The organism is Mycobacterium sp. IDUB_1 (genome assembly GCF_055419625.1).
This window is the reverse complement of sequence record NZ_JBVAYA010000007.1, coordinates 227991-249584: the sequence shown is the minus strand read 5'-3', so window position 1 is coordinate 249584 and position 21594 is coordinate 227991. Positions and strand designations below refer to the sequence as shown.

The window sequence follows — 21594 nt, the reverse complement described above, 5'->3', positions numbered from 1 at the left end:
AGATTCACCGGTATGGCCAAACCCGCGACGCAGCGTCCCAAGCTGCCCGGCGTCGGCCGTCTCGGGCTTGTCGAGAAGACCGCGCAAGCCGACCTCGATCGGCTGGGCTGGAACACCGACGCCCACGTCGAGCTGCTCTGGTCGCTCTCCCGAGCCCCCGACGCCGACAGCGCGCTGCGCGCCGTGATCCGGCTCTCCGAGGCGCTCGGTCGCGACTGGGCTGAACTCGACGCAGCACTGCTGACCGACAAGGCGCTGCGGGGCCGGTTGTTCGCCGTCCTCGGTTCCTCGCTGGCCCTGGGCGATCATCTGGTGGCCAATCCGCAGTCCTGGCGCCTGCTGGCGGGACGGGTGCGCCTGCCCAGCATCGCCGAGCTGGCGCAAATGTTCGCGCAGGCGACCGAAAAGGTAAGCGGGGCACCGGCTGCCACGCCGGCGCTGCGTACCCTGTATCGCGATCGGTTGCTGGTGCTGGCCGCCCTCGACGTGGCGCCGACCGTCGAGAACGAGCCGGTGCTGCCGTTCACCGTCGTCGCCGAGCACCTGTCGGACCTCGCGGACGCGGCGCTGCAGGCGGCGCTGGACGTCACCACGCGCTCCGTGTGCGGGGAGGACGAGCCGCCCGCGCTCGCGGTGATCGCCATGGGCAAATGCGGCGCGCGCGAATTGAACTACGTCAGCGACGTCGACGTCATCTTCGTCTCTGACGACGGCTCGCACAGCCGGCTGGCGCTGGCCACCCGCATCGCCGGCGAGATGATGCGGTTGGCGTCGGACGCCTTCTTCGAAGTCGACGCGGCGCTGCGCCCCGAAGGCAAACAGGGTCCGCTGGTGCGCACCCTCGATTCCCACGTCGCCTACTACGAGCGTTGGGCCAAGACCTGGGAATTCCAGGCGCTGCTCAAGGCTCGGCCCGCCGCGGGGGATGCCGACCTCGGCCGCCGCTACGTCGAGGCGCTGATGCCGATGGTGTGGACCGCCAGCGAGCGTGAGGATTTCGTGCCCGACGTGCAGGCCATGCGCCGACGCGTCGTGGAGCTGGTCCCCGCGGGAGTGCGCTCGCGCGAACTGAAGCTGGGCACCGGAGGTCTGCGCGACGTCGAATTCGCCGTGCAACTCCTGCAATTGGTGCACGGACGGCAGGACGAGTCCCTGCACGTGGCGTCCACGGTGAACGCGTTGGCCGCCCTCGGCGACGGCGGATACATCGGCAGGGACGACGCAGCCAACATGACCGCGTCCTACGAGTTCCTCCGCCTCCTCGAACATCGTCTGCAGTTGCAGCGTCTCAAGCGCACCCACCTGCTGCCCGAGGACGATGACGACGAGGCGATGCGCTGGCTGGCCCGTGCGGCACACGTCCGGCCCGACGGCCGGCACGACGCGCTCGGGGTGCTGCGCGAAGAACTCAAGCGGCAGAGCCATCGCGTGTCACGGCTGCACGCGAAGCTCTTCTATCAGCCGCTGCTGGAATCGGTCGGTGAGACGGCGCTCGGGATCTCCGAGGTCATGAGCACCGAGTCGGCCGAAAGGCAGCTCGCCGCACTGGGTTACGAGGGGCCACAGAGCGCACTGACACACCTGGCGGCGCTGACCAGCAGCGGCGGCCGGCGGGGCCGGGTGCAGCAGGTGCTGCTGCCGACCCTGCTGGACTGGCTGTCCGACACCCCCGATCCCGACGCCGGTCTGCTCAACTACCGCCGGCTCAGTGACGAACTGGCCGACCAGCGATGGTATTTGGCGACGCTTCGTGACGAGGGTGCCGTGGCCAAGCGATTGATGCACGTCCTCGGCACCTCGGCATACGTGCCGGAGCTGCTCATGCGAGCGCCCGAGGTGATCCAGCTCTACGCCGACGGGCCCAACGGTCCGAAACTCTGCGACGTCGATACCGACGGGGTGGCAGGCTCCCTGGTCGCCTCGGCGGCCCGGCACAGTGATCCGGTCCGCGCGATCGCGGCGGCCCGCTCCCTGCGTCGTCGTGAACTGGCCCGCATCGCGTCGGCCGACCTGCTCGGCATGCTCGAGGTCACCGAAGTGTGCGCGCAGCTGACGTCGATGTGGGTCGCGGTGCTGCAGGCCGCCCTCGACGCGGTGATCCGGGCGAACACCCCTGCGCACGGGCCGCCGGCACGTATCGCGGTGATCGGCATGGGCCGCCTCGGCGGGCGTGAACTCGGCTACGGCTCGGACGCCGACGTCATGTTCGTGTGCGAACCACACGCCGGTGTCGAGGAATCGGTCGCGGTGAAGTGGTCTGTGACGGTGGCCGAACAGGTTCGCGGCCGGCTCGGCACCCCGGGAGCCGACCCGCCGCTGGAAGTCGACGCCAACCTGCGACCCGAAGGCCGCCATGGCCCGCTGGTGCGCACGCTCGCGTCCTATGAGGCGTACTACTCGCAATGGGCGCAGGCGTGGGAGATCCAAGCGCTGCTGCGGGCCCACCGGGTGGCCGGCGATATGGAACTGGGAGAGCGCTTCCTGCTGATGATCGACAAGACCCGGTATCCCGCGGGCGGGGTGTCGGTCGAGGCGGTGCAGGAGATCCGGCGCATCAAGGCGCGCGTGGACGCCGAACGCCTACCCCGCGGCGCCGACCCGAACACCAACACCAAGCTGGGTCGCGGCGGGCTCGCCGACATCGAGTGGACGGTGCAGCTGCTGCAATTGCGGTTCGCGCACAAGATCCCCGCGTTGCACACCACCTCGACGCTGGACACGCTGAACGCGATCGGCGCCGCCGAACTGATCGCCGAAGGAGACATCGAGCTGCTGCGCGACGCGTGGCTGACCGCGACCCGGGCCCGCAACGCATTGGTGCTGGTCCGCGGCAAGCCGACCGACCAGCTGCCGGGGCCGGGCAAGCTGCTCAACGCCGTCGCGGTGGCCGCCGGCTGGCCCGAAGGCGACGGCGGAGAGTTCCTCGACAACTATCTGCGGGTCACCCGGCGCGCGAAGGCTGTGGTGCGCAAGGTGTTCGGTTAGAGAGGCGAGGCGCCTTGCGACACAGCGGTCGCCGTCTTGATGATCGCCAACGATACGGTGCCAGCGACCTCATCGATGACTGGCTGAAGCACTGTGCCGTCGTCGCCGATGATCACAGTCCCGCCGGGGCTACCCGGGATTGTGACGATCGCGGGATGGTCCGGATCGGCTGCGTCGACCACCAGTACCGATGTCGTGTACGGGTTCTGACCCGAAACGTATTCTAACGCCGACGCCGTCAAGTACGCTACGCCGCCGTTGGCGACCACGCCGGAGTAGTAGTCGGCTCCTGGCACGGTAAGTGTCGTTGTGTTGGTCGGATCATCGCGCCGAATAACGGTGATGCGGTTGTTGGCGGATACAAGGGCTACTTCGTCGTTCGCGGTCAGCACGCTTGTTCCGTAGTAGTAGTACACCTCGTCTTCGAGGTCGACGGTCACCGCTGACGAGGGATCCTTCGGCTCGACTACGGTGACGTGCGCGATGTAGTTGTAGCTTGTCGAGCCAGGGGTCAGGCTGGTGAAGTAGGCAGTGCCATCCGGGCTGAACGTGGGCTGTGAGGACGGGTAGGACGGCAACGCCACGTTTGTCGGGTGCGAGGGACTCTCCGGATCGATGACGGTGAGCTCATAGGCGTACCCGCCGCCGTTGCTGGCGTACGACACCACGTAGGCGGTTCCGTCCGGTCCGATGATGGGATTGCCTGCCGATGCGTTCTGCCCGGTGGCCAGGGGTATGTGGCTCACGTGCCCCGCCTCGGCGTCGATCACGCTGACCGACAAGACGTACTTACCATTCACGTAGTCTTCCGAGGTGAGGTAACCGGTGCCGTCCGTTCCGAAAACAATCGACGAATCCGGGCGTCCTGGCATGACCGTGATGAAGGCTGCGACCGGGTTGGCAGGATCGACGACCGTCAGGTAATACGGGTAGCCGTTGTAGTCCTGATGATGCTGCACGTACATGACTCCGTTGGAGTCGTACGTGGTGGTGACCGTCGGGTTGTAGTAGTTGGTTCCCGGCAGATCGATCACCGTCGCCGTGGCCTGGCCAGGGGCAACGAGCGTCAGCCTATTGGTGAATCCCGTCCCGTTGTAGACAGCCGTCACCACAGACGCCGTGCCGCCAGCATCAAAAGTGACCGTCGATGTCGGCGCGCCTGCGGCACCCGTGATGACCGTCGGCTGCGTCGGATGAGCCGGGTCGATTCGGACGATCCTGGTTTGGGCGGTGGCGCCTGAACCCGTGTAGGTGACGAGATACAGCTTTCCGTCCTTGCCGAATGTCACGTTTCCGTAGATGAATCCGCTGCCCGCGTTGTACACGGTCGGGCTTGACGGGCTCGCAGGATCAATACGGACCAGACTGGCCTGTGAGGTGGACGAGGTGTTCAGAGGAATCCAGAGATTGCCATCAGCACCGAGCAACAGGCTGCTTGATGGCTGTCCGACGCCCAGTTCCACGACCGTCGGGCTAGTCGGATTGTTCGGGTCGATCACGCTCACGTACGTTCGCATCGAGCCGTTCGTGGTGCCGTAACTGGCCTGGTACGCCTTTCCGTCCACGGCGAAAACAACGTTACCGTAGGCGTTTTGCGCACCGGTGTCGATGATCGTGAGCGCGGTGGGGTTGGCCGGGTCGAGGACGACCACGCGCGTGCCATCGGTACCCCCGTCGATCGTCTGGTAGCTCTTGCCGTCGGGGCCCGTCACGGTGAAGCTCTCGTAATCGCCCGACAATGTGCGAATCACATTTGTGCTCAATACTATTGGGTCGATGAGGTTCCACGACACCGTGCGAGCGGTCGAGTTGTACGTGCCTTGTACGGCCCGGCCGTCGGCGGCGAGTGTCAAGTTGCCGAACGGCAGGCCGGGAATCGAGACGGTGACCGGGTGCGAGGGGTCGCCGGCCTTGAACACGATGAAATTGGTCGCGTAGGTGCTACTGCTGTTGCCGGTGGTGGCAATCTGCAGATAGGCATCCCCCTTTGGGCTGACGGCCAGATTGCTGTAGTAGGACGACACATTGACAGTGGTCACGACGCTCGGATGCTGTGAGTCGATGGCGCTGACCGCCCAGCCTGAATCCTGGCTCGTGCCATTGGTCGTACTCCTTGTGAACGTCACCGCGTAGAGAACTCCAGTCGCGCCGAATGCGAGCCGACTCACTTGGTTTCCGGGCAACGTCACTGAGACGGGCGCAGCGGAGCCGTCCCGATCCACAGTGACGACTGTGATCGTGCTAGTGGAATACCCGGTTGCCAGCATCACGGCATCGTCGGTGGCGCCGTAGACGGTCAGCGGGTATGAGGTGGCGCCGATGTTGACCGTTGTCGGATGGGAGGGATCTTCTGCATGAATCGTGGTCAGGTAATTGGTGTAGGTGGTGGTGCCGTTATTGCTGACGGGTTTCGATGACGTGACGAAAGTGGTTCCGTCGGAGGCAAAGACGCGGGCAGTGTCGTAGGGGGTGCCCGGCAGGGTGACACTCGCCGCCGATTGGGGGTCACCTGTTGGCACTACCGTCAGGAAGTAGGTGTAGTCGCCGCTCGGATTCTGCGTATAAGACGTGACATACGCCGTGCCGTCAGGGCCGAACGTCGGAGTGGACCCGCCGTATATGCCAGGGACCGCGATGGTCACGGCATCCGTGGGGCTGGTTGCCGAAACAACGTGTAGGAACTCTTGTCTCGTATTCGCGCCCTGGTACGAAGAAGTCCTGACGAACAGCGAACCATCGGCGGCGTAAGTGGTGCTGGACAACGAAATCGAGTTCGACGAGCTGGCGGGAAATGCGATGACGGCAGCCTCGGTGGGATGCGCCGGTGTGATCACCGAGAGGTAGTTGGTGTAAGTGGTTTGGTAGGTACCGTTGACATATCCGTAGGAGTACGTGTAGCTCTGCTGTAACACGGTGCCGTCAGGCTGGACGAGCGGGCTGCCATACGGCTGCCCGGGTCCGGCCGAGACGATGACGGGCTGGCCAGCACCGTTGGGATCGACGTGGACGACGCGGACGCGATATCCGCTGTACTGCTCGCCAGTCCCAACCCCTTCGGTGAAAGTCGTGACGTACAACGTTCCGTCGCCGGCGACGGTGGGCCGGTAGTAGCTCGTCCGCCCAGGGCCCACGTCGAAGATCTTGGGATGCGCTGCATCGGCAGGATTGATCCGAACTAGATAAGCGTTGGTACTCGTCGCAGTACTCAAGTAGTAGTTTCCATCTGCGGCGCGATAGATGTTGTCGGCCGGCTGACCTTCGCCGATGTCAACGAGCGTCGGATTGGCGAGGTTCGTCGGATCGATGACGGACACGTAGGAGTGGTAGCTGCCGCCTGACGAGTCAAAGGTGATCTGGTAACCCTTGCCGCTGGTGTCGAAGACGACACCGCCGTAAGCGAATTGGCCACCGGTATCGAGGAGGGTGGGGGAGGCGGGATGTGCCGGGTCGACGACGATGATGCGCGTCCCGTTGGTGCCTTTGTCGATGGTCAGGTAGTACTTGCCGTCGGGGCCTTTGACAGCTCCGCTGCGCAGCTCGCCCGACTGTGTCTGCGTACCGACCAGCGCAGCGATCGCCGCTGAGACAGGGACATTGTCCACCGTGAGTGTGATTGTCTTGCCGTGTTGGTCGTTCACTGTCACGGTGAAGCTGTCGACGTCGGTGCCAGGCGAAAGGTAGGCAGCCAACCGTTCCAGCGGCTTGGGAGTGTACGTAAAGGTACCGTCATTGTTCAGCGCAACAGTGCCTTTTGACCCCTGGCTCACAACGGTGTACACCAGCGCGTCGCTATCGGTGTCGGTGACGTTCAGTGACCCGGCCAGCACGCCGGATGAATTGGGGGTTCCGAAGCTCGCGCCGGTGCTTGCTGGTGGGGCGTTCTTGCCGAGGATGGTGATGGTGACGGGGATGGTGGTGCTACCGCCGTGTCGGTCGGTGACGGTGATGGTGAAGTTGTCGGTTTTCGTTGCGGTGCTGGCATTTATGGCGGCAGCGTTGTGGCGGGCGGTGTCGGTGGGGGTGTAGGTGAACGTGCCGTCGGGGTTGACGACGGCGGTGCCTTTGCCGGTGGTGATGCTGCCGCTGTAGGTGAGGGCGTCGTTGTTGGCGTCGGTGGCTGTGGCGGTGCCGGTGACTTTTCCGTTGGTGTCGGTGGTGCTGGTGTAGGCGCCGCCTGTCGGGTCGGCGTTGGCGCCCAGGATGGTTACCGTCACCGGGATGGTGGCAGTACCGCCGTGTCCGTCGGTGACGGTGATGGTGAAGCTATCGGATTTGATTGCGGCGCTGGCATTTATGGCGGCAGCGTTGTGGCGGGCGGCGTCGGTGGGGGTGTAGGTGAACGTGCCGTCGGGGTTGACCACGGCGGTGCCTTTGCCGGTGGTGATGCTGCCGCTGTAGGTCAGCTTGTCGCTGTCGGCGTCGGTGGCTGTGGCGGTGCCGGTGATCTTGCCGTTGCCGTCGGTGCTGCTGCTGTAGCCGCCGCTGGTGGGGGAGTTGTTCGTCGACGGACTGATCGGCACCGTCACCGGAACCGTCACCGAGCCGCCGAAGCCGTCGGTGACCGTCACCGCAAACGAGTACTGCTTGTCCGCGGTGGTCGCGTTAATCGCCGAGGCCTGATGGCGCGCAGCGTCGGTGGGCGTGAAGACGAACGAACCGTCCGGCTGAATTTCGACGGTGCCCTTGGCATTCGCGACGGGGCCGGCGAAGGTGAGGACATCGCGCTCAGGATCGGTCGTGGTGATGGTGCCGGCCACCTTACCGGTCACCGGATCTGGCTGGCCGACAACAAGAGTCGGGTTGCCAGGCGCTTGATTCACATGGCCGAGAGGTGCGATGTTCACCTTGACGGTCAGCGTCGTCGTGCCGCCGTGTCCGTCGTTCACGGTGATCTTGAAGCTGTCGCTCTTGTCCCAGAACGGCGCGTTCTTCTTACTGGCCGCCGTGCGGGCTGCAGCCGTCGGCGTGTACGTGAACGTGCCATCGGCATTGATGGTCACCGCGCCCTCGGCGGTGGTGGCCGGCACATCGTAGGTGAACGAATCGCCGTCCTTGTCGACCGCGGTGATCTTGCCCGTGACCTTCCCACTGTTCGGGTTCGTGAACACATCGGTCGACTTGAGCCCGCTGGGCTTGACGTTCGCCGGTTCGATCGGGACGGAAACCAGGACCGTTGCCAGTCCGCCGTGCCCGTCCGCGACGGTCACGGTGAAGGTGTCTGTCTTGTCGGCCGCCGAAGCGTTGTTGGCAGACGCTGCATGGCGTGCAGCGTCGGAGGGCTTATAGGTGAAAGAGCCATTGCTCGACAGCGTGACCTCGCCGCCCTTGGCGGTCGGTGACGCCGTGTACGTGAGAGTGTCCTTGTCGGCATCTTTCGCCTTGACCGATCCGTAGACATTCGAGGTGATCAAGCCCGGGCTCGCGCTGGCCGTGGCGGTCGGGTCCGCATTGGCCGGCTTGATCTGCACGGTGATCGGGACGGCCACGGTGCCGCCCTTGCCGTCGCTGACCGTGATCGTGAAGCTGTCCTGCTTGGCCGCTGCGCCGGCATTCGCGGCGGACGCGGCATGCCGGGCCGCGGGCGTCGGGGTGTAGCTGAAGGAATAACCTGTGGTGGTTCGCGTGACGGAGACGGCACCCTTGGCTGGCTTGGTGGCGGTGTAGCTCAACGGGTCGCCGTCGACATCGGTCACAGCCACACTTCCGGTGACGACGCCAGAATCGTTCGGTGCGTTGACGATCGGAGTGCCTGCAGCGGGGTTCGAGTTGCCCGCCGCGGCAGCAGAAAGCAGTCCAGCGGAGTCGGGTGCCAACCGGCGGCCATTCGGCCCGAGCTGGCGCCGGGCGGCGGCCAGTAGCACCCACAGTGCCGGGGTCTCGACGGGGGCCCCTGAGCCGTCGGCTCCGAACAGCGGCGCCAGCACCGAGGACAACGACATTGCCGTCGTCTCTTGTGGCGGCTCGACGGGCGGCGGGGTGCCGAGCGTGGTGACTGCCAGTGGGGTGAGCACTGGTGCGGCGGCAGTTGGCGAGGCCGGGGGTGGTGGCGTGGCAGGTGCAGGCGGGGTCAACTTCAGGTGGCGGGGCGTGGCCTCGGACTGGACGCGGGGCGCCGGTGCGGACTCGGGACGCGACATTGTCCGCTCCGGCGCGTGCTTGCGCGGAGTTCGCGTGGTGTGCACAACCGCGTCGGTGTCTACCGCCGACGCATCGACATCGGCATCGGCATCGGGATCGACGTCCGTGTGGAGCGTGGGAGCCGAGGGATCGTCGACGCTTTCGAGGTCGTCGTTGTCCTCGACGGCGGGAGGATCGCCACCGTCGTCGTCGGCCAGGTCGCCCTCGTCGTTCGGACCCTCCGGCGCAACCGTGTTCTGCTCTGCGGCTGGCGAATTATTGTTCGTTGGCGAGTCCACACTGTTTGTGGTGTCATCGGCAATCGCAACGGCGGGACTGCCGCCTACACCAAAGCCCACCCCGAGGGCCACTGCCAACGCCCCGACCCGTCCGACATGCTTCGCGTACCCCATTGGTCAGTGCCTTCCCCCGAAGTGACGGCCACGCGGATGGCCGTATCGATGGTCAGTCAAGCACTGCGGCGAAGGCAATAGGGGGAAACCCTCGAGTTTGCCAAGCTTGATTTGGCAAATGACTGCAGCCCGGGCATCAGCTGGACAGGTGTCAGTGCTAAGAAACATAGATGGACTTCACGTTCGACACGATCAGCGCGGAGGAGTACGAGGAGCACCGGCGGCGCTTCGACCCGCTGACCGATGCCCTGCGCGCCCTCATCGACGTGGGCATCCACACCGACGTCGACGACTCCACGGTCCTGCTCGCCCTCGAACACCTCGAGGAAGCGCATTCACTGCTCGAGCAACGCCTGCGCACGAAGCGAACGACACTGCGCCACGCCGACACCGGCCGCGCCGTCGTCTGGGGCAATCCCGCCATCGGACTGCGCAATGCCATCGCGCCGCCCATGGAAGTCCACCGTGACGACGACGGCAGCTACTGGAGCGAGTTCACCCTGGGCCCCGCCTACGAAGGCCCGCCGGGGTGGGTGCACGGGGGTGTCTGCGCACTTCTGCTCGACCACCTCCTCGGGGAAGTGGCCAGCCAGGGCCTGAACCTGCCGAAGTACACCGGCACCATCAGCCTCCGATATCTGCGCGGCACCCCGCTGGGACCGTTGCGGGCCGAAGGATTCGTCGAACGCATCGAGGGTGCGAAGACCTTCGCCCGCGGCTACCTCAAAGACGACGAGGGCGCGACCGTCGAGGCCGAGGGCGTGTTCATCCTGCCCGCGTGGGCCCGAGACGCGGGCTGATCGCCGCGTGAAAACCTACGTCTCCATCGCCTTCCAGGACACCCGCGAGGCCATCGAGGTCGCCCGCGCCGCAGACGAACTCGGCTATGACGGCATCGGCATCCCCGATCACGTCGTCAACCTCGAAACCCTGCAGACCCCGTATCCCTACACCGAGGACGGCAGCCGCCGCTGGGAGGCCTTCACCGACTGGCCGGACCCCTGGGTGATGATCGGCGCCATCGCCTTGCAGACCACCCGGCTGCGCTTCGTGACGACGGTCTACCTGCCCGCGATGCGGGACCCGTACTCGGCGGCCAAAGCGATCGGCACCGCGGCCGTCCTGGCTGGCGGCCGGCTCGAGCTGGGCATCGGAGTGGGTTGGTGCCGTGAGGAATTCGAGCTGCTCGGCCAGCGTTTCGAACGGCGGGGGAAGCGCACCGACGAGATGCTCGAGCTGATGAAGGCGCTGTGGTCGCCCGGCTGGACCGAACACTCCGGTGAGTTCTACACCGCGCCCCGCATGGAGATGGAACCCACGCCGCCGCCGATCCCGATCTACGTCGGCGGACTGTCCGACATCGCGCTGCGCCGCGCCGCCCGTCACGACGGCTGGATCGGCGACCTCATCACCACCGACCAGGCTCTGGAACGGATCGCCACCCTGCGTCGCATCCGTGCCGAAAGCGGCTCGGACATGGCCGGTTTCGAGGTGATCACCCCACTCAGCGACGCCTTCCTACCCGAGCATTATGCCCGCGCGGAAGCGGGCGGCGTCACCGGCATCATCACGATGCCGTGGATGTTCTACAGCGGTCCGGACGCCACGCTCGAGCAGAAGATCGACGGCATGCGCCGCTTCCGGGCGGACACGGGGCTAGAGGACTGACACCATCGTCGTCGGCACGATCGTGACCCGCACCGTGATGTCCGACGTGCCGCCATGGCCGTCGTCGACGGTGACGACGAACGCATCCCGCTTGTCCGACAGCGGCGCCTTCGGTGCACCTGCCGCCGCGCGCGCGGCGTCGGTCGGCACGTAGGTGAATCCGCCTGCGCTGGTGACGACCACGCTTCCCTTGTCGGTCACCGCGGTGCCCGCGTAGGTGAGCAGATCGCCGTCGGCATCTTTGGCGGTGACCTGTCCACTCACCAGTCCCGTCGCCTCGTCGGTGTCGGAGGTGTAGGACAGCTGCGAGGGCGCCCTGTTCACCGACGGCTTGATCGACACCGTCACCGGGACCGCCAATGTGCCCCCGAATCCGTCCGACGCCGTGACGACGAAGGTGTCCACCTTGTCCTGCTCGGTGGCGTTGTCCGCGCCGGCCTGGTGGCGCGCCGCATCACTGGGGGTGAAGGTGAACGTGCCATCGGCATTGACGACGACGCTGCCCTTGGGAGTGAGTCCGGTTCCGCTGTAGGACAACGGATCCTGGTCTGGGTCGGTGGCCGTCACCGTCCCGGTCACTTTGCCGGAGAACACATTCGGTGTACCCGCGGTGAACGTGCCGTCGACGGGAGCCTGATTCTCCCCGCCCAGCGGGGCGATCCCGACCCGCACGGTCAGCGTGGTGGTGCCGCCGTGGCCGTCGTCGATGGTCACCCGAAAGCTGTCGATCTTGGCCCCCCGCGGTGCGAACGGCCGGCTCGCAGCCGCGCGTGCGGCGTCCGACGGTGTGTAGACGAACGTGCCGTCCTCGGCGATCGAGACGGTGCCCTTGCGGGTTTTGGACACGGACCCATAGGTGAACGAGTCCCCGTCGGCGTCGACCGCGGTGACCGCACCGGTGACCACGCCGGTGTTCGGATTGGTGAAGACATCCTTGACCGACGCCGATGTGGGCGCCACGTTGGCGGGCTTGACCGTCACGGTCACAAGGGTTTTGGTGATGCCGCCGTGCTCGTCGGTGACGGTGATGACGAAGCTGTCCTGCTTGTCGAGCTGCGAGGCGTTGTCGGCGGACGCCGCGTGGCGGGCTGCAGCCGACGGTGTGTAGGTGAACCGCCCACGCTCGTCGATCACGACGGTGCCGTCCTTGTTGGTGCCACTGACCTCGTAGCTCAGGGGATCCCCGTTGGGGTCCTTCGCGATGACGACGCCGGTCACCTTGTCGCTGAACGGCGATGTCCTGGTGCGCACCTTGACGTCGGGGTCGACGTTGTCGGGCTTGATCGGCACCGTGAGCGTCACCGTCGTCACACCGCCGTAGCCGTCGGTCACCGTCACGTCGAACGTGTCGGTCTTGTCCGCCTCGGTTGCGTCGGCAGCCGCAGCGGCATGCCGTGCCGCGGCGGTCGGCAGGTACGAAATGTGACCGACCTCGTCGATCGTGAGGGTGCCGCCCTTGGCCGTCGGAGACAGCGAGTACGCGTAGGCGTCACCGTCGAAGTCGCGCACGCGAACCGATACACGGACCTCGCCGTCGCCGAACGGCGATAGGCGCGGCCTCGACACCGAGACGACCGGGGCGGCATTCGCCGGCGCGACCTCGACGGTGATCGGCACGGTGGTGACGTCGCCGGCGCCGTCGACGATCGTGAGGACGAAGCTGTCGGACTTGAGCGCGGGGTCGGCGCCGACCGCGGCGGCGGCGTGGCGGGCCTGCTTGGTGGGGTTGTACTCGAACGACACGGTGTCACCGTCGACTGAGACGGTGACCGTGCCTTTGCCGGGCCCACTGGCCACCGCTGTGGCGGCACCGGGGACGACGACTTCGCCGGTCACCTCGCCGGTCTCGTCGGGCGGATTGACCACCGGCTGCTCGGCCACGATGTCTGACCGCAGTGCGGCCATGTGCACGTGCTCGGACTGGCCGAGTTGACGCCGTGCGGCTGCGGCCAGCACCCACATGGCCGGCGATGCGACCGGTGCCACCGGGGCGTCCTTCGGGGTCAGAACCGAGGACAGCAATTCGCTGAGCCGGACGCGGGTGGTCGCGGTGGCGCGCTCCGCGGTGTCGGTCGCCGGGGCGACGACATCGACAGGTACGAGGCGCACCTCGGCCGCCGGGGCGACGACCTTCTCCGGCGCCGACGCGACCGTCGGTGTCGACTCTGACTCGTCGTCCGCGTCAGGTGTGCGCACGCGCGTGCGCTCGACCTTCGGGGTCTTCACGGGTGCGTCCTCGCGGACGGCGCGCAGCGGACGGTGCCGGGACGGCCTGTCGCCTGTTTCGGTGTCGGTCTCGGTGTCGTCTTTTCCGGCCCGCTGGGCTTTGCGGCTGTTGCGAGTCGGCTTGTCGGCGCCCGTCCCGCCGTTGCCGGATGCCGCCGTCGAGTCCGTGTTCGCGCTCACCGACGGTGTGCTGTCACTCGATTCGTCGGCCCAGGCAACGCCCGGTGTCGCGCCGATGCCGATGCCGATGCCGAGCGCGAACGCCAGCGCGCCGATCCTGCCGATGTACTTCGAAGACCCCACAGTGAATTCCCCCCGACAATTGCCAACCTGGTCAATATCGGGTCATCCTAGGGACCTCAGCAACGAAATAACGTGGCGTTCAGCGAATCTTTTCCGCGTGTCTGCAAACCCGGATGCCACATGTGTTCGCTAGCAGGGCGGCGCCGGGGGCAAACGCGATGTCAGCGCCGCGTGGCGAGCGTGCCTCGTCGTCGCCCGTCGACCGACCAGGTGCCCCCGCCGGTCGTTGCCAACAACAGGAACGCGAAGCACAGCAGGACCGCCAACTCGCCGCCGTTGCCGCCCATCTGGGGATCGAACGGCCAGAAGCTCGCGGGTGCGCCGCTGAAGATCGCCCAGTGCTGCCAGAAGTAGGCCACCGCCATCTCGCCCGAGGCGATGAACGCGGCGATCCGGGTGAAGAAACCGACGGTGATCAGCGCGCCGAGGACGATCTCCAGGATTCCGGCGAACCAGAACGGCCACGTGCCGGCGGGAACCGCCGTGCCCAGCGGCCAGCCGAACACCTTCATGGTGCCGTGCAGCAGCAGGACCACCCCGGTCACGATGCGGAAGATGCTCAGGACAGGGGAGGAGTACGCCGACAGCCGGGCGTCGAGTCGTTGAGTCATACGCGCAGCCTAACGGAGCGGACCGCGGTCCGGATAGCGGGCGGGGGGATCGCTGGGCATCGACGCGTGCGAACGGAACGGACGGGTCGGCGGCTCGGCCGCCGGCGGCGCGGACAGTGCGCGCATTCGCGTGGTCGGGACGTCGGACACCGGTGGTCGTGGAGGCGAGCCCAACTTCATCGGGCGTGTTTCCGTCCGCGGGGTCTGCCGCTCGAGCAGCACACTGCGCGCGAGCCGGTCCAGCGCCCCCTGCACCTGGAGACGGTCGGGTCGGCCCTCGAAATCAGGCGACTGGGCCAGCATGTCGGTGATCCATGACGCAATCACGTCACGGGCGTGGTTCACCTCGGCCGCGCCCGCGGCGGTGAGCGAGTACGCATCCCCGACGCGGGTGGCAAAACCCTCGGTGACCAGTCGATTGAACGTGGGCTCGAGAATCTGCGGAGGTACACGCCGCTCCTCGGCGATGTCCTCGAGATGCGCCGCGCCCGTGGCGGCGGCGTACCTGTACACCTGAATCGTCGCCCACAGCCGCGGCACATCCAGTCGGCTGCGCGCCGCGCGGGCCACCCCATCGAGATCCACGCCGTTGCTGCGCTGCAGCAACCGGCCGACCGCCACCTCGAGCAGCTTCTCCGGCGTCGCCGTCGTCGGCATGCCGAAGCCCTCGCCCATATCGGTGCTGCCAGCGGCCGCGGCGTCGCGCAGCGGTACCTGCTTGAGGAACAACGCCAACACCAACCCCACCACAGCGAACGGCGCCGCGAACAAGAACACGCGGCTCAGCGAATCCGCGTACGCGTCGATGATCGGCGCTGCGATGTCCTGCGGCAGTCGATGCAATGCCTGAGGCGAGGTCGCCGCCTCCGGTGGCGCCCCGCTGCTCGCCATCGCCGCGGGCAGCCGGTCGCCGAGGAAGTTGGCGAACAAGGATCCGAAGATCGCCGCACCGAACGAGCTGCCGATCGTGCGGAAGAACGTGACGCCAGATGTGGCGACCCCGAGGTCGGTGAAGTCGACCGTGTTCTGCACGACCAGCACCAACACCTGCATGCTCAACCCGATGCCGGCGCCGAGCACGAGCAGATACAGCGATTCCACGAGCGTCGACGTGTCGGCATCCATACGAGACAGCAGCACGAAGCCCAGTGCCATGATCGCCGTGCCCGCGATCGGGAAGATCTTGTAGCGGCCCGTCCGCCCGACGATGACACCGCTGCTCAGCGACGTGACCAGCAGGCCCAGCACCATCGGCAGGGTCCGCAACCCCGACTCCGTCGCGGACACCCCGTCGACGAACTGCATGAACGTCGGAAGGAACGTCAGCGCGCCCAGCATCGCGAACCCCACCACGAACGACAGCACGCAGCACACCGTGAACACCGGATTGCCGAACAGCCGGATCGGCAGTATCGGTTCCGCGGCGCGGCGTTCGACGAACACGAACGCCACCAGAACCGCCACCGACACCACGAACAACCCGATGATGGTCACCGACCCCCACGGGTACGTGGTGCCGCCCCAGCTGGTCGCCAGCGTCAGCCCGGCCGCCCCGAGGCCGACGAGCACGATGCCGGCGTAGTCGAGCACCGGCCGCGCGGTGCGCGCGAGTTCGGGGATGGCGACTGCCGCGATTCCGAGCACGACCACCGCCACCGGAACGTTGATCCAGAATGCCCAGCGCCAGCTCAGATGGTCGGTGAACAGCCCACCCAGCAGGGGGCCGATCACCGTCGTGACACCGAACACCGCACCCAGAGCACCCTGGTAGCGCCCACGTTCACGGAGCGGGATGACCTCGCCGATGACGGCGACCGCGGTCACCGTGATCGCGCCGCCGCCGAGACCCTGCAGCGCCCGCGAGGCGACGAGCATGCCCATCGATTGCGCCAGCCCGCACAGCACCGAGCCCACGAGGAACAGCAGCACCGCGACCTGGAACACCTTCTTGCGTCCGAAGATGTCGCCGAGTTTGCCGACCACGGCGGTGACGATCGTCGACGCCAGCAGGTAGCTGGTGACCACCCAGGCCTGATGACCGGCGCCGCCCAGATCGGCGACGACGGTGGGCAGTGCGGTCGCGACGATGGTCTGGTCGAGTGCGGCCAGCAACATACCGAGGACGACCGCGGTGAACACGAGGTTCCGCGAGCGGATGTCCATCTGCTCGGGAGGATTCACCTTCTCGGCTACATCTGTCACCGCTCGTTTCTACCCGCAGCGCCTTTGATCGACACCAGATCGAGCTGTGAGGATGATCAGTGCAGCGTGCTGGCGAGCGCGTCCAGCGTCTCCTCCGAGGTGTAGCGGGGACGCCAGCCCAGTGCGGACTTCGCCTTTTCGGTGTCCATCACCACCGACGTGCGCCCGGCGTGCAGCCACTCCAATGCCGACGGGACGAAGGGCAGCGCGGACAGGACTTCCGACGTCACGACCGCCGCGGCGCGAGGCACCCTGATCGGCAATGCCCCGAATGCGTCGCCGACCTGCGACATCGACACGACGCCGTCGCCGGCGATGTTGTAGGCGCCAGGTGGCGCGGTCTGCGTCGTGACCGCCAGCGCGATGGCGGACGCGACGTCGTCGTGGTGCACGAGCTGCAACGGCGTGCCCGGATCGGGGAACGGCCGCAGAACCGGCAGGGCCGCCGAGATGCGTCGCACGAGACCGGGCAGCTTGTTCCACGGCATGGCATCGGCGAGGGCGGGCGCCTTGGGCCCGGCGACGATGCACGGCCGCAACACGTAGACCTCGAGATCGGAACCCGTCGTGATCTCCGCCAGCGCGGCTTCGCACGCGGCCTTCTGCTCGGAGTAGTAGTGCTCGGCAGACCCGCGCGGCGCGACGTCCTCGGTGATCGGCACCGGGTTGTCGGAGTGGTAGCCGTACGCGGCGACCGAGGACGTGTAGACGAGCCGGCGGGGACGGGCGGCGGCGACGGTCGCCTCGAACACGTTGCGGGTGCCGGCCAGATTGACGCGCGCGCTGTCGGTGCGGGTGCCCATGATGATGAAGGCGAGGTGGACGACGACGTCGACGTCGGCGACGAGTTGGTCGACCGCGTCACGGTCGAGGATGTCGCCCTGCCGGTAGGTGGTCTTCGTCCAGTGCTCGGCCGCGGGATCGAACGGCCGGCGGGCCATCCCGACGATGGCCTCGACGCCGGGGTCGTCCTCCAGCGCCGCGATGGCCGCCTTGCCGATTTCCCCGGTGGGTCCCGTCACGCCGACGCGCACAGCCATGCCGGGCAGATTGCCCCGGCACCGGAAAAGCGAAACGCCCGCCCGGCGGGTGCCGGGCGGGCGTCGTCGTCGCGGAGTGTTTCGACTTACACGTCGTAATACAGCGAGAACTCGTACGGGTGAGGACGGATCTGGATCGGCATGATCTCGTTCTCCCGCTTGAAGGAGATCCAGGTCTCGATCAGGTCCTCGGTGAACACGCCGCCCTCGGTGAGGTACTCGTGGTCCTCTTCGAGCTTGTCGATCACCGCCGCCAGCGACGTGGGCGCCTGCGGGATGTTGGCGGCCTCCTCCGGCGGGAGCTCGTAAAGGTCCTTGTCGACCGGCGACAGCGGCTCGATCTTCTTCTTGATGCCGTCGATGCCGGCCATCAGCATCGCCGCGAACGCCAGGTACGGGTTGCCCGAGCTGTCCGGGCAACGGAACTCGAGGCGCTTGGCCTTCGGGTTGTTGCCGGTGATCGGGATACGCACGCACGCCGAGCGGTTGCGCTGGCTGTACACCAGGTTGATCGGCGCCTCGTAGCCCGGCACCAGACGCTTGTAGGAGTTCACCGTCGGGTTGGTGAACGCCAGCAGCGACGGCGCGTGGTGCAGGATGCCGCCGATGTAGTGGCGCGCCATGTCCGACAGCCCGGCGTATCCGGACTCGTCGTGGAACAGCGGCTTGCCGTCTTTCCACAGCGACTGGTGGGCGTGCATGCCGGAACCGTTGTCACCGAACAGCGGCTTGGGCATGAACGTCACGGTCTTGCCGTTGGCCCACGCGGTGTTCTTGATGATGTATTTGAACAGCAACACGTCATCGGCCGCGTGCAGCAGCGTGTTGAACTTGTAGTTGATCTCGGCCTGGCCGGCGGTGCCGACCTCGTGGTGGCCGCGCTCGAGGGTGAACCCGGCGTTGATCAGGTTGGTCGACATCTCGTCGCGCAGGTCGACGTAGTGGTCGTACGGTGCGACGGGGAAGTAGCCGCCCTTGGGCCGGACCTTGTAGCCGCGGTTGGGGGAGCCGTCGGCCTCAAACGGCTCGCCGCTGTTCCACCAACCCGACTCCGAATCCACCTCGTAGAAGGTGCCGTTCATCTTCGAGTCGAAGCTGACCGAGTCGAAGATGTAGAACTCCGCCTCGGCGCCGAAGTAGCAGGTGTCGGCGATGCCGGTGCTGGCCAGGTAGTTCTCCGCCTTGCGGGCGACGTTGCGCGGGTCGCGCGAGTAGGCCTCACGGGTGAACGGATCGTGGACGAAGAAGTTGAGGTTCAGCGTCTTGGCGGCGCGGAACGGGTCGATGCGGGCGGTGGCGGGGTCGGGCAGCAGCATCATGTCCGACTCGTGGATGGACTGGAAGCCGCGCACCGACGAACCGTCGAACGCGAGACCGTCCTCGAACACGCTCTCGTCGAACGCCGAGGCCGGGATCGAGAAGTGCTGGACGACGCCCGGCAGATCGCAGAACCGAATGTCGACGTACTCGACGTTTTCGTCCTTGATCAGCTTGAAGATGTCGTCTGAGGTCGTTTCTGCCACTGAGTGCTCTCCTTCACTTGGGTAACCCGCTCGTGACGCTATGGACGCGATGTTGCACGGCCGTCAACCGCATGTTGCGTGGACGTTACGCATGCGGCCCGGACAGTCCGCGCCGACGCGACACTATCCTGGCCCTATGGCACGTACGTCCGGTTCCGGTCTCGGCTCGTGGCTGTCCGGACCGGGCACCCCCGAGCCCGGCACCTACCCGGGTGAACGACTCGGCCTGCCGAAGAGTGGCCCTGGCTCGATCGCCCGCTTCGGTCGCCGCATCGCGGCGCTGATCGTGGACTGGTTGATGGCCCTGGGCCTGGCGGCACTCGTCGCGTCACTGGATCTGATCAGTCTTCCCATCCAGACGACGCAGCTGATCGTGTGGTTCGTGCTCGGCGTGGCCTCGGTGCGGTTCTTCGGGTTCTCGCCCGGCCAGCTGGCGCTCGGTCTGAAGGTGGTGCCGGTCGACGCCCGGCTGCACGTCGGCACCGGTCGCGCGCTGGGGCGTGGCGTGCTGATCGCCCTGGTGATCCCGGCGTTGTTCACCGACTCCGACCTGCGCGGCCTGCACGATCTCGCGACCAAGACCGCAGTGGTGAAGCGCTAACCCTGGTGGACGATCTTGCCGTTCATCATCGTCGTCGTCACGGTCGCGGCGTGGATGTCGTGAGGATCGATGTCGAAGATGTTGCGATCCAGGACGATGAGATCCGCGAGCTTGCCCGTCTCCACTGAGCCGACCTTGTCGTCCAGCCGGATCTGATACGCCGCGCCGAGCGTGTTCGCGTGCACCGCCTCCTCGACCGTCAGTTTCTGGTCGTCAGGGACGAGGACCGGGGCGTTCGCATCGCCGATGAGCTGCCGGGTGACGCCGATCTGGATGGAATCCAGCGGCTTGTAGGTCGAGAAGTAGCCCGCTGCCGGCCAATCCGTGCCCAGCGAGATGCGGCCACCTGACTGCAGCACGGCCTGCGGCCGATAGAGCAGATCCTTGCGCGGCGCCCCGTAGCGGACGCCCATGTTCTCGATCGTGTCCGGGTCCGCCGACATCCAGTTCGCCGAGAACTGCGCGGTCACCCCGAGCTGTGCAAAACGCGGAGCGTCACTGTCCTCGAGGTAGACCAGATGAGCGACGGTGTGCCGCCGGTCGCGCGGCGGGTTGGCCGCGATCGCACGTTCGATGGCGTCGAGCCCGACGCGCGCCGTGCGCTCGCCGCAGGCATGGATATGGACGTCGAAGCCGGCGGCGTCGACGTCGCTCACCAGTTGATGCCACTGCTGTTCGGTGAAGGGCGACGCACCGGTCGAGTCCGGCTTGTCGGCGTACGGCTCGATCAGCCACGCGGTGTACCCACCCTGGGTGCCGTCGCCGATGATCTTGACGACACTCACGGTCACCAGCTCGCTGGACACTTCGTCGCGGACCGCGGTGAACCGTTCGACGGTGCCCTCGACCGGCGTTTCCCGCACCGAGTACGAGGCGACGACCCGGAACGGCAGCTGACCGCCCTGCTCGATGTCGGTGTACAGCCGCAGGATCGCAGCCTGGTCGTCGCCGATCGGCGGAACCCCCGCGTCGAAGACCGAGGTGATGCCCGCCGCCGATGCCTTGGGCAACCACCCCCTCACCAGGGTCCCCATCGTCTCCGGGGAGATCGGCTCCACTGCGTTGACCAGTCCGAGGACGGCGTTGACCTCGAGGACGTATCCGGTGGGCTCGCCGTTCACGTCGCGGGCGTAGTAACTGAATCCCGGGACCGGGTCCGGGGTGTCACGATTCACGCCGGCCAGCTCGAGAGCCTTGCTGTTGGCCCACAGGCTGTGCCCGTCGATCGCGAAGAAGAAGCCGGGACGATCGGGGAGCACCCGGTCCAGGTCGGCGCGGGTGGGTCCCTCCGGACCGAACATGTCGACGCGCCAGCCGAATCCGCGGACGGGCCCCTCGGGGTTGTCCTTGGCGTACGCGGCGATCGCGTCGAGAGCATCCTGGCGCGTCGGCACCTGCAGATCGACGCCTGAGGTCAAAAACGACCCGAGGAACGGATGGGTGTGGCCTTCGACGAAACCAGGCATCAGCAGCTTGCCGCCCAGGTCGATGACCGTCGTGTTCGGCCCGGCCAGCGCCTTCGCGCCCGCGCTGTCGCCGACGTAGCTGATCGTGGTGCCGGTGACCGCGACCGCCTCGGCCCACGGTTGAGCAGTCGCGAGGGTGTAGACGCGGCCGTTGTGGAACACGGTGTCGGGCGCGCGCTCGGCACCCGCAGTCGTGCTGACCGGGGCCTGCGAACCCGTCCCGCACGCGGTCGCCATCGCCACCAGGCCCGTCGTCACCGCGGCTGCGCGGAGAACGGAGCGGCGCGTCGGCTGGGCTTTCTGTGGGCCGGCCGAGCTGTTTCGGCCGAACGCCGCGAAATGCGGCGCCCACTCGCACGCAGTGCACATGGCCCGTCCCCCCTTGGGCTCGACGGCCCGCAGCAAATGATGGCTGGCAGAGACGGGTGTGGCAAGTGTG

General features: G+C 66.8%; 12 protein-coding genes. 5 read left to right on the top strand and 7 right to left on the bottom strand.

Annotated features, from left to right (window positions below; translation table 11 throughout):
* The first annotated feature begins 12 nt into the window (after positions 1-12).
* Entirely contained in the window at positions 13-2985 is a 2973-nt protein-coding gene (locus ACZYYX_RS28965) for a bifunctional [glutamine synthetase] adenylyltransferase/[glutamine synthetase]-adenylyl-L-tyrosine phosphorylase (protein WP_463818263.1), read from the top strand.
* Here the strand turns inward: ACZYYX_RS28965 and ACZYYX_RS28960 are convergent.
* Positions 2982-8924, bottom strand: a complete 5943-nt coding sequence (locus tag ACZYYX_RS28960) for an Ig-like domain-containing protein (protein ID WP_463818292.1) — start codon at positions 8922-8924, stop codon at positions 2982-2984. The two genes, ACZYYX_RS28965 and ACZYYX_RS28960, sit on opposite strands and share 4 nt — an antisense overlap.
* A gap of 237 nt (positions 8925-9161) precedes the next feature.
* Between ACZYYX_RS28960 and ACZYYX_RS28955 the strand changes: the two genes are divergently transcribed.
* The 3 genes from ACZYYX_RS28955 (at position 9162) to ACZYYX_RS28945 (ending at position 11183) form a co-directional block, all read left to right on the top strand.
* On the top strand, positions 9162-9596 hold the full coding sequence (locus tag ACZYYX_RS28955) for a hypothetical protein (protein ID WP_463818293.1): 435 nt from the start codon (positions 9162-9164) through the stop codon (positions 9594-9596).
* An 89-nt stretch (positions 9597-9685) separates the two neighbouring features.
* Positions 9686-10315, top strand: coding sequence for a PaaI family thioesterase (locus tag ACZYYX_RS28950; protein ID WP_463818262.1), 630 nt, complete (start codon positions 9686-9688; stop codon positions 10313-10315).
* Positions 10316-10322: 7 nt separating this feature from the next.
* The gene (locus ACZYYX_RS28945) at positions 10323-11183 is read left to right on the top strand and encodes a TIGR03619 family F420-dependent LLM class oxidoreductase (RefSeq protein WP_463818261.1); all 861 of its coding nucleotides are present in this window, start codon (positions 10323-10325) and stop codon (positions 11181-11183) included.
* On the opposite strand, the gene ACZYYX_RS28940 is transcribed toward ACZYYX_RS28945, so the two are convergent.
* The 5 genes from ACZYYX_RS28940 to glnA form a co-directional block, all read right to left on the bottom strand.
* On the bottom strand, positions 11172-13712 hold the full coding sequence (locus ACZYYX_RS28940; protein WP_463818260.1) for an Ig-like domain-containing protein: 2541 nt from the start codon (positions 13710-13712) through the stop codon (positions 11172-11174). The genes ACZYYX_RS28945 and ACZYYX_RS28940 overlap by 12 nt on opposite strands.
* Before the next feature lie 161 nt (positions 13713-13873).
* The gene (locus ACZYYX_RS28935) at positions 13874-14323 is read right to left on the bottom strand and encodes a DoxX family protein (RefSeq protein ID WP_463818259.1); all 450 of its coding nucleotides are present in this window, start codon (positions 14321-14323) and stop codon (positions 13874-13876) included.
* A 9-nt stretch (positions 14324-14332) separates the two neighbouring features.
* Positions 14333-16486 (bottom strand): MDR family MFS transporter, encoded by a 2154-nt coding sequence (locus ACZYYX_RS28930; RefSeq protein WP_463818291.1) that lies wholly within the window; start codon positions 16484-16486, stop codon positions 14333-14335.
* A gap of 95 nt (positions 16487-16581) precedes the next feature.
* Entirely contained in the window at positions 16582-17565 is a 984-nt protein-coding gene (locus tag ACZYYX_RS28925) for an NAD-dependent epimerase/dehydratase family protein (protein WP_463818258.1), read from the bottom strand.
* Positions 17566-17651: 86 nt separating this feature from the next.
* Positions 17652-19088 (bottom strand): type I glutamate--ammonia ligase, encoded by a 1437-nt coding sequence (gene glnA, locus ACZYYX_RS28920; protein ID WP_335330546.1) that lies wholly within the window; start codon positions 19086-19088, stop codon positions 17652-17654.
* 136 nt (positions 19089-19224) lie between these two features.
* Between glnA and ACZYYX_RS28915 the strand changes: the two genes are divergently transcribed.
* Positions 19225-19689 (top strand): RDD family protein, encoded by a 465-nt coding sequence (locus tag ACZYYX_RS28915; RefSeq protein WP_463818257.1) that lies wholly within the window; start codon positions 19225-19227, stop codon positions 19687-19689.
* Here ACZYYX_RS28915 and ACZYYX_RS28910 read toward each other — a convergent pair.
* Entirely contained in the window at positions 19686-21524 is a 1839-nt protein-coding gene (locus ACZYYX_RS28910; RefSeq protein ID WP_463818256.1) for an amidohydrolase, read from the bottom strand. The genes ACZYYX_RS28915 and ACZYYX_RS28910 overlap by 4 nt on opposite strands.
* Positions 21525-21594: the final 70 nt, after the last annotated feature.

What these genes read in the sequence shown, in the direction of transcription:
- ACZYYX_RS28965 (WP_463818263.1), top strand. Translation starts at nt 13, where the DNA reads ATGGCCAAACCCGCGACGCAGCGTCCCAAGCTGCCCGGCGTCGGCCGT.
- ACZYYX_RS28960 (WP_463818292.1), bottom strand. Translation starts at nt 8,924, where the DNA reads ATGTCGTTGTCCTCGGTGCTGGCGCCGCTGTTCGGAGCCGACGGCTCA.
- ACZYYX_RS28950 (WP_463818262.1), top strand. Translation starts at nt 9,686, where the DNA reads ATGGACTTCACGTTCGACACGATCAGCGCGGAGGAGTACGAGGAGCAC.
- ACZYYX_RS28935 (WP_463818259.1), bottom strand. Translation starts at nt 14,323, where the DNA reads ATGACTCAACGACTCGACGCCCGGCTGTCGGCGTACTCCTCCCCTGTC.
- ACZYYX_RS28930 (WP_463818291.1), bottom strand. Translation starts at nt 16,486, where the DNA reads ATGGACATCCGCTCGCGGAACCTCGTGTTCACCGCGGTCGTCCTCGGT.
- ACZYYX_RS28925 (WP_463818258.1), bottom strand. Translation starts at nt 17,565, where the DNA reads ATGGCTGTGCGCGTCGGCGTGACGGGACCCACCGGGGAAATCGGCAAG.
- ACZYYX_RS28915 (WP_463818257.1), top strand. Translation starts at nt 19,225, where the DNA reads ATGGCACGTACGTCCGGTTCCGGTCTCGGCTCGTGGCTGTCCGGACCG.
- ACZYYX_RS28910 (WP_463818256.1), bottom strand. Translation starts at nt 21,524, where the DNA reads ATGTGCACTGCGTGCGAGTGGGCGCCGCATTTCGCGGCGTTCGGCCGA.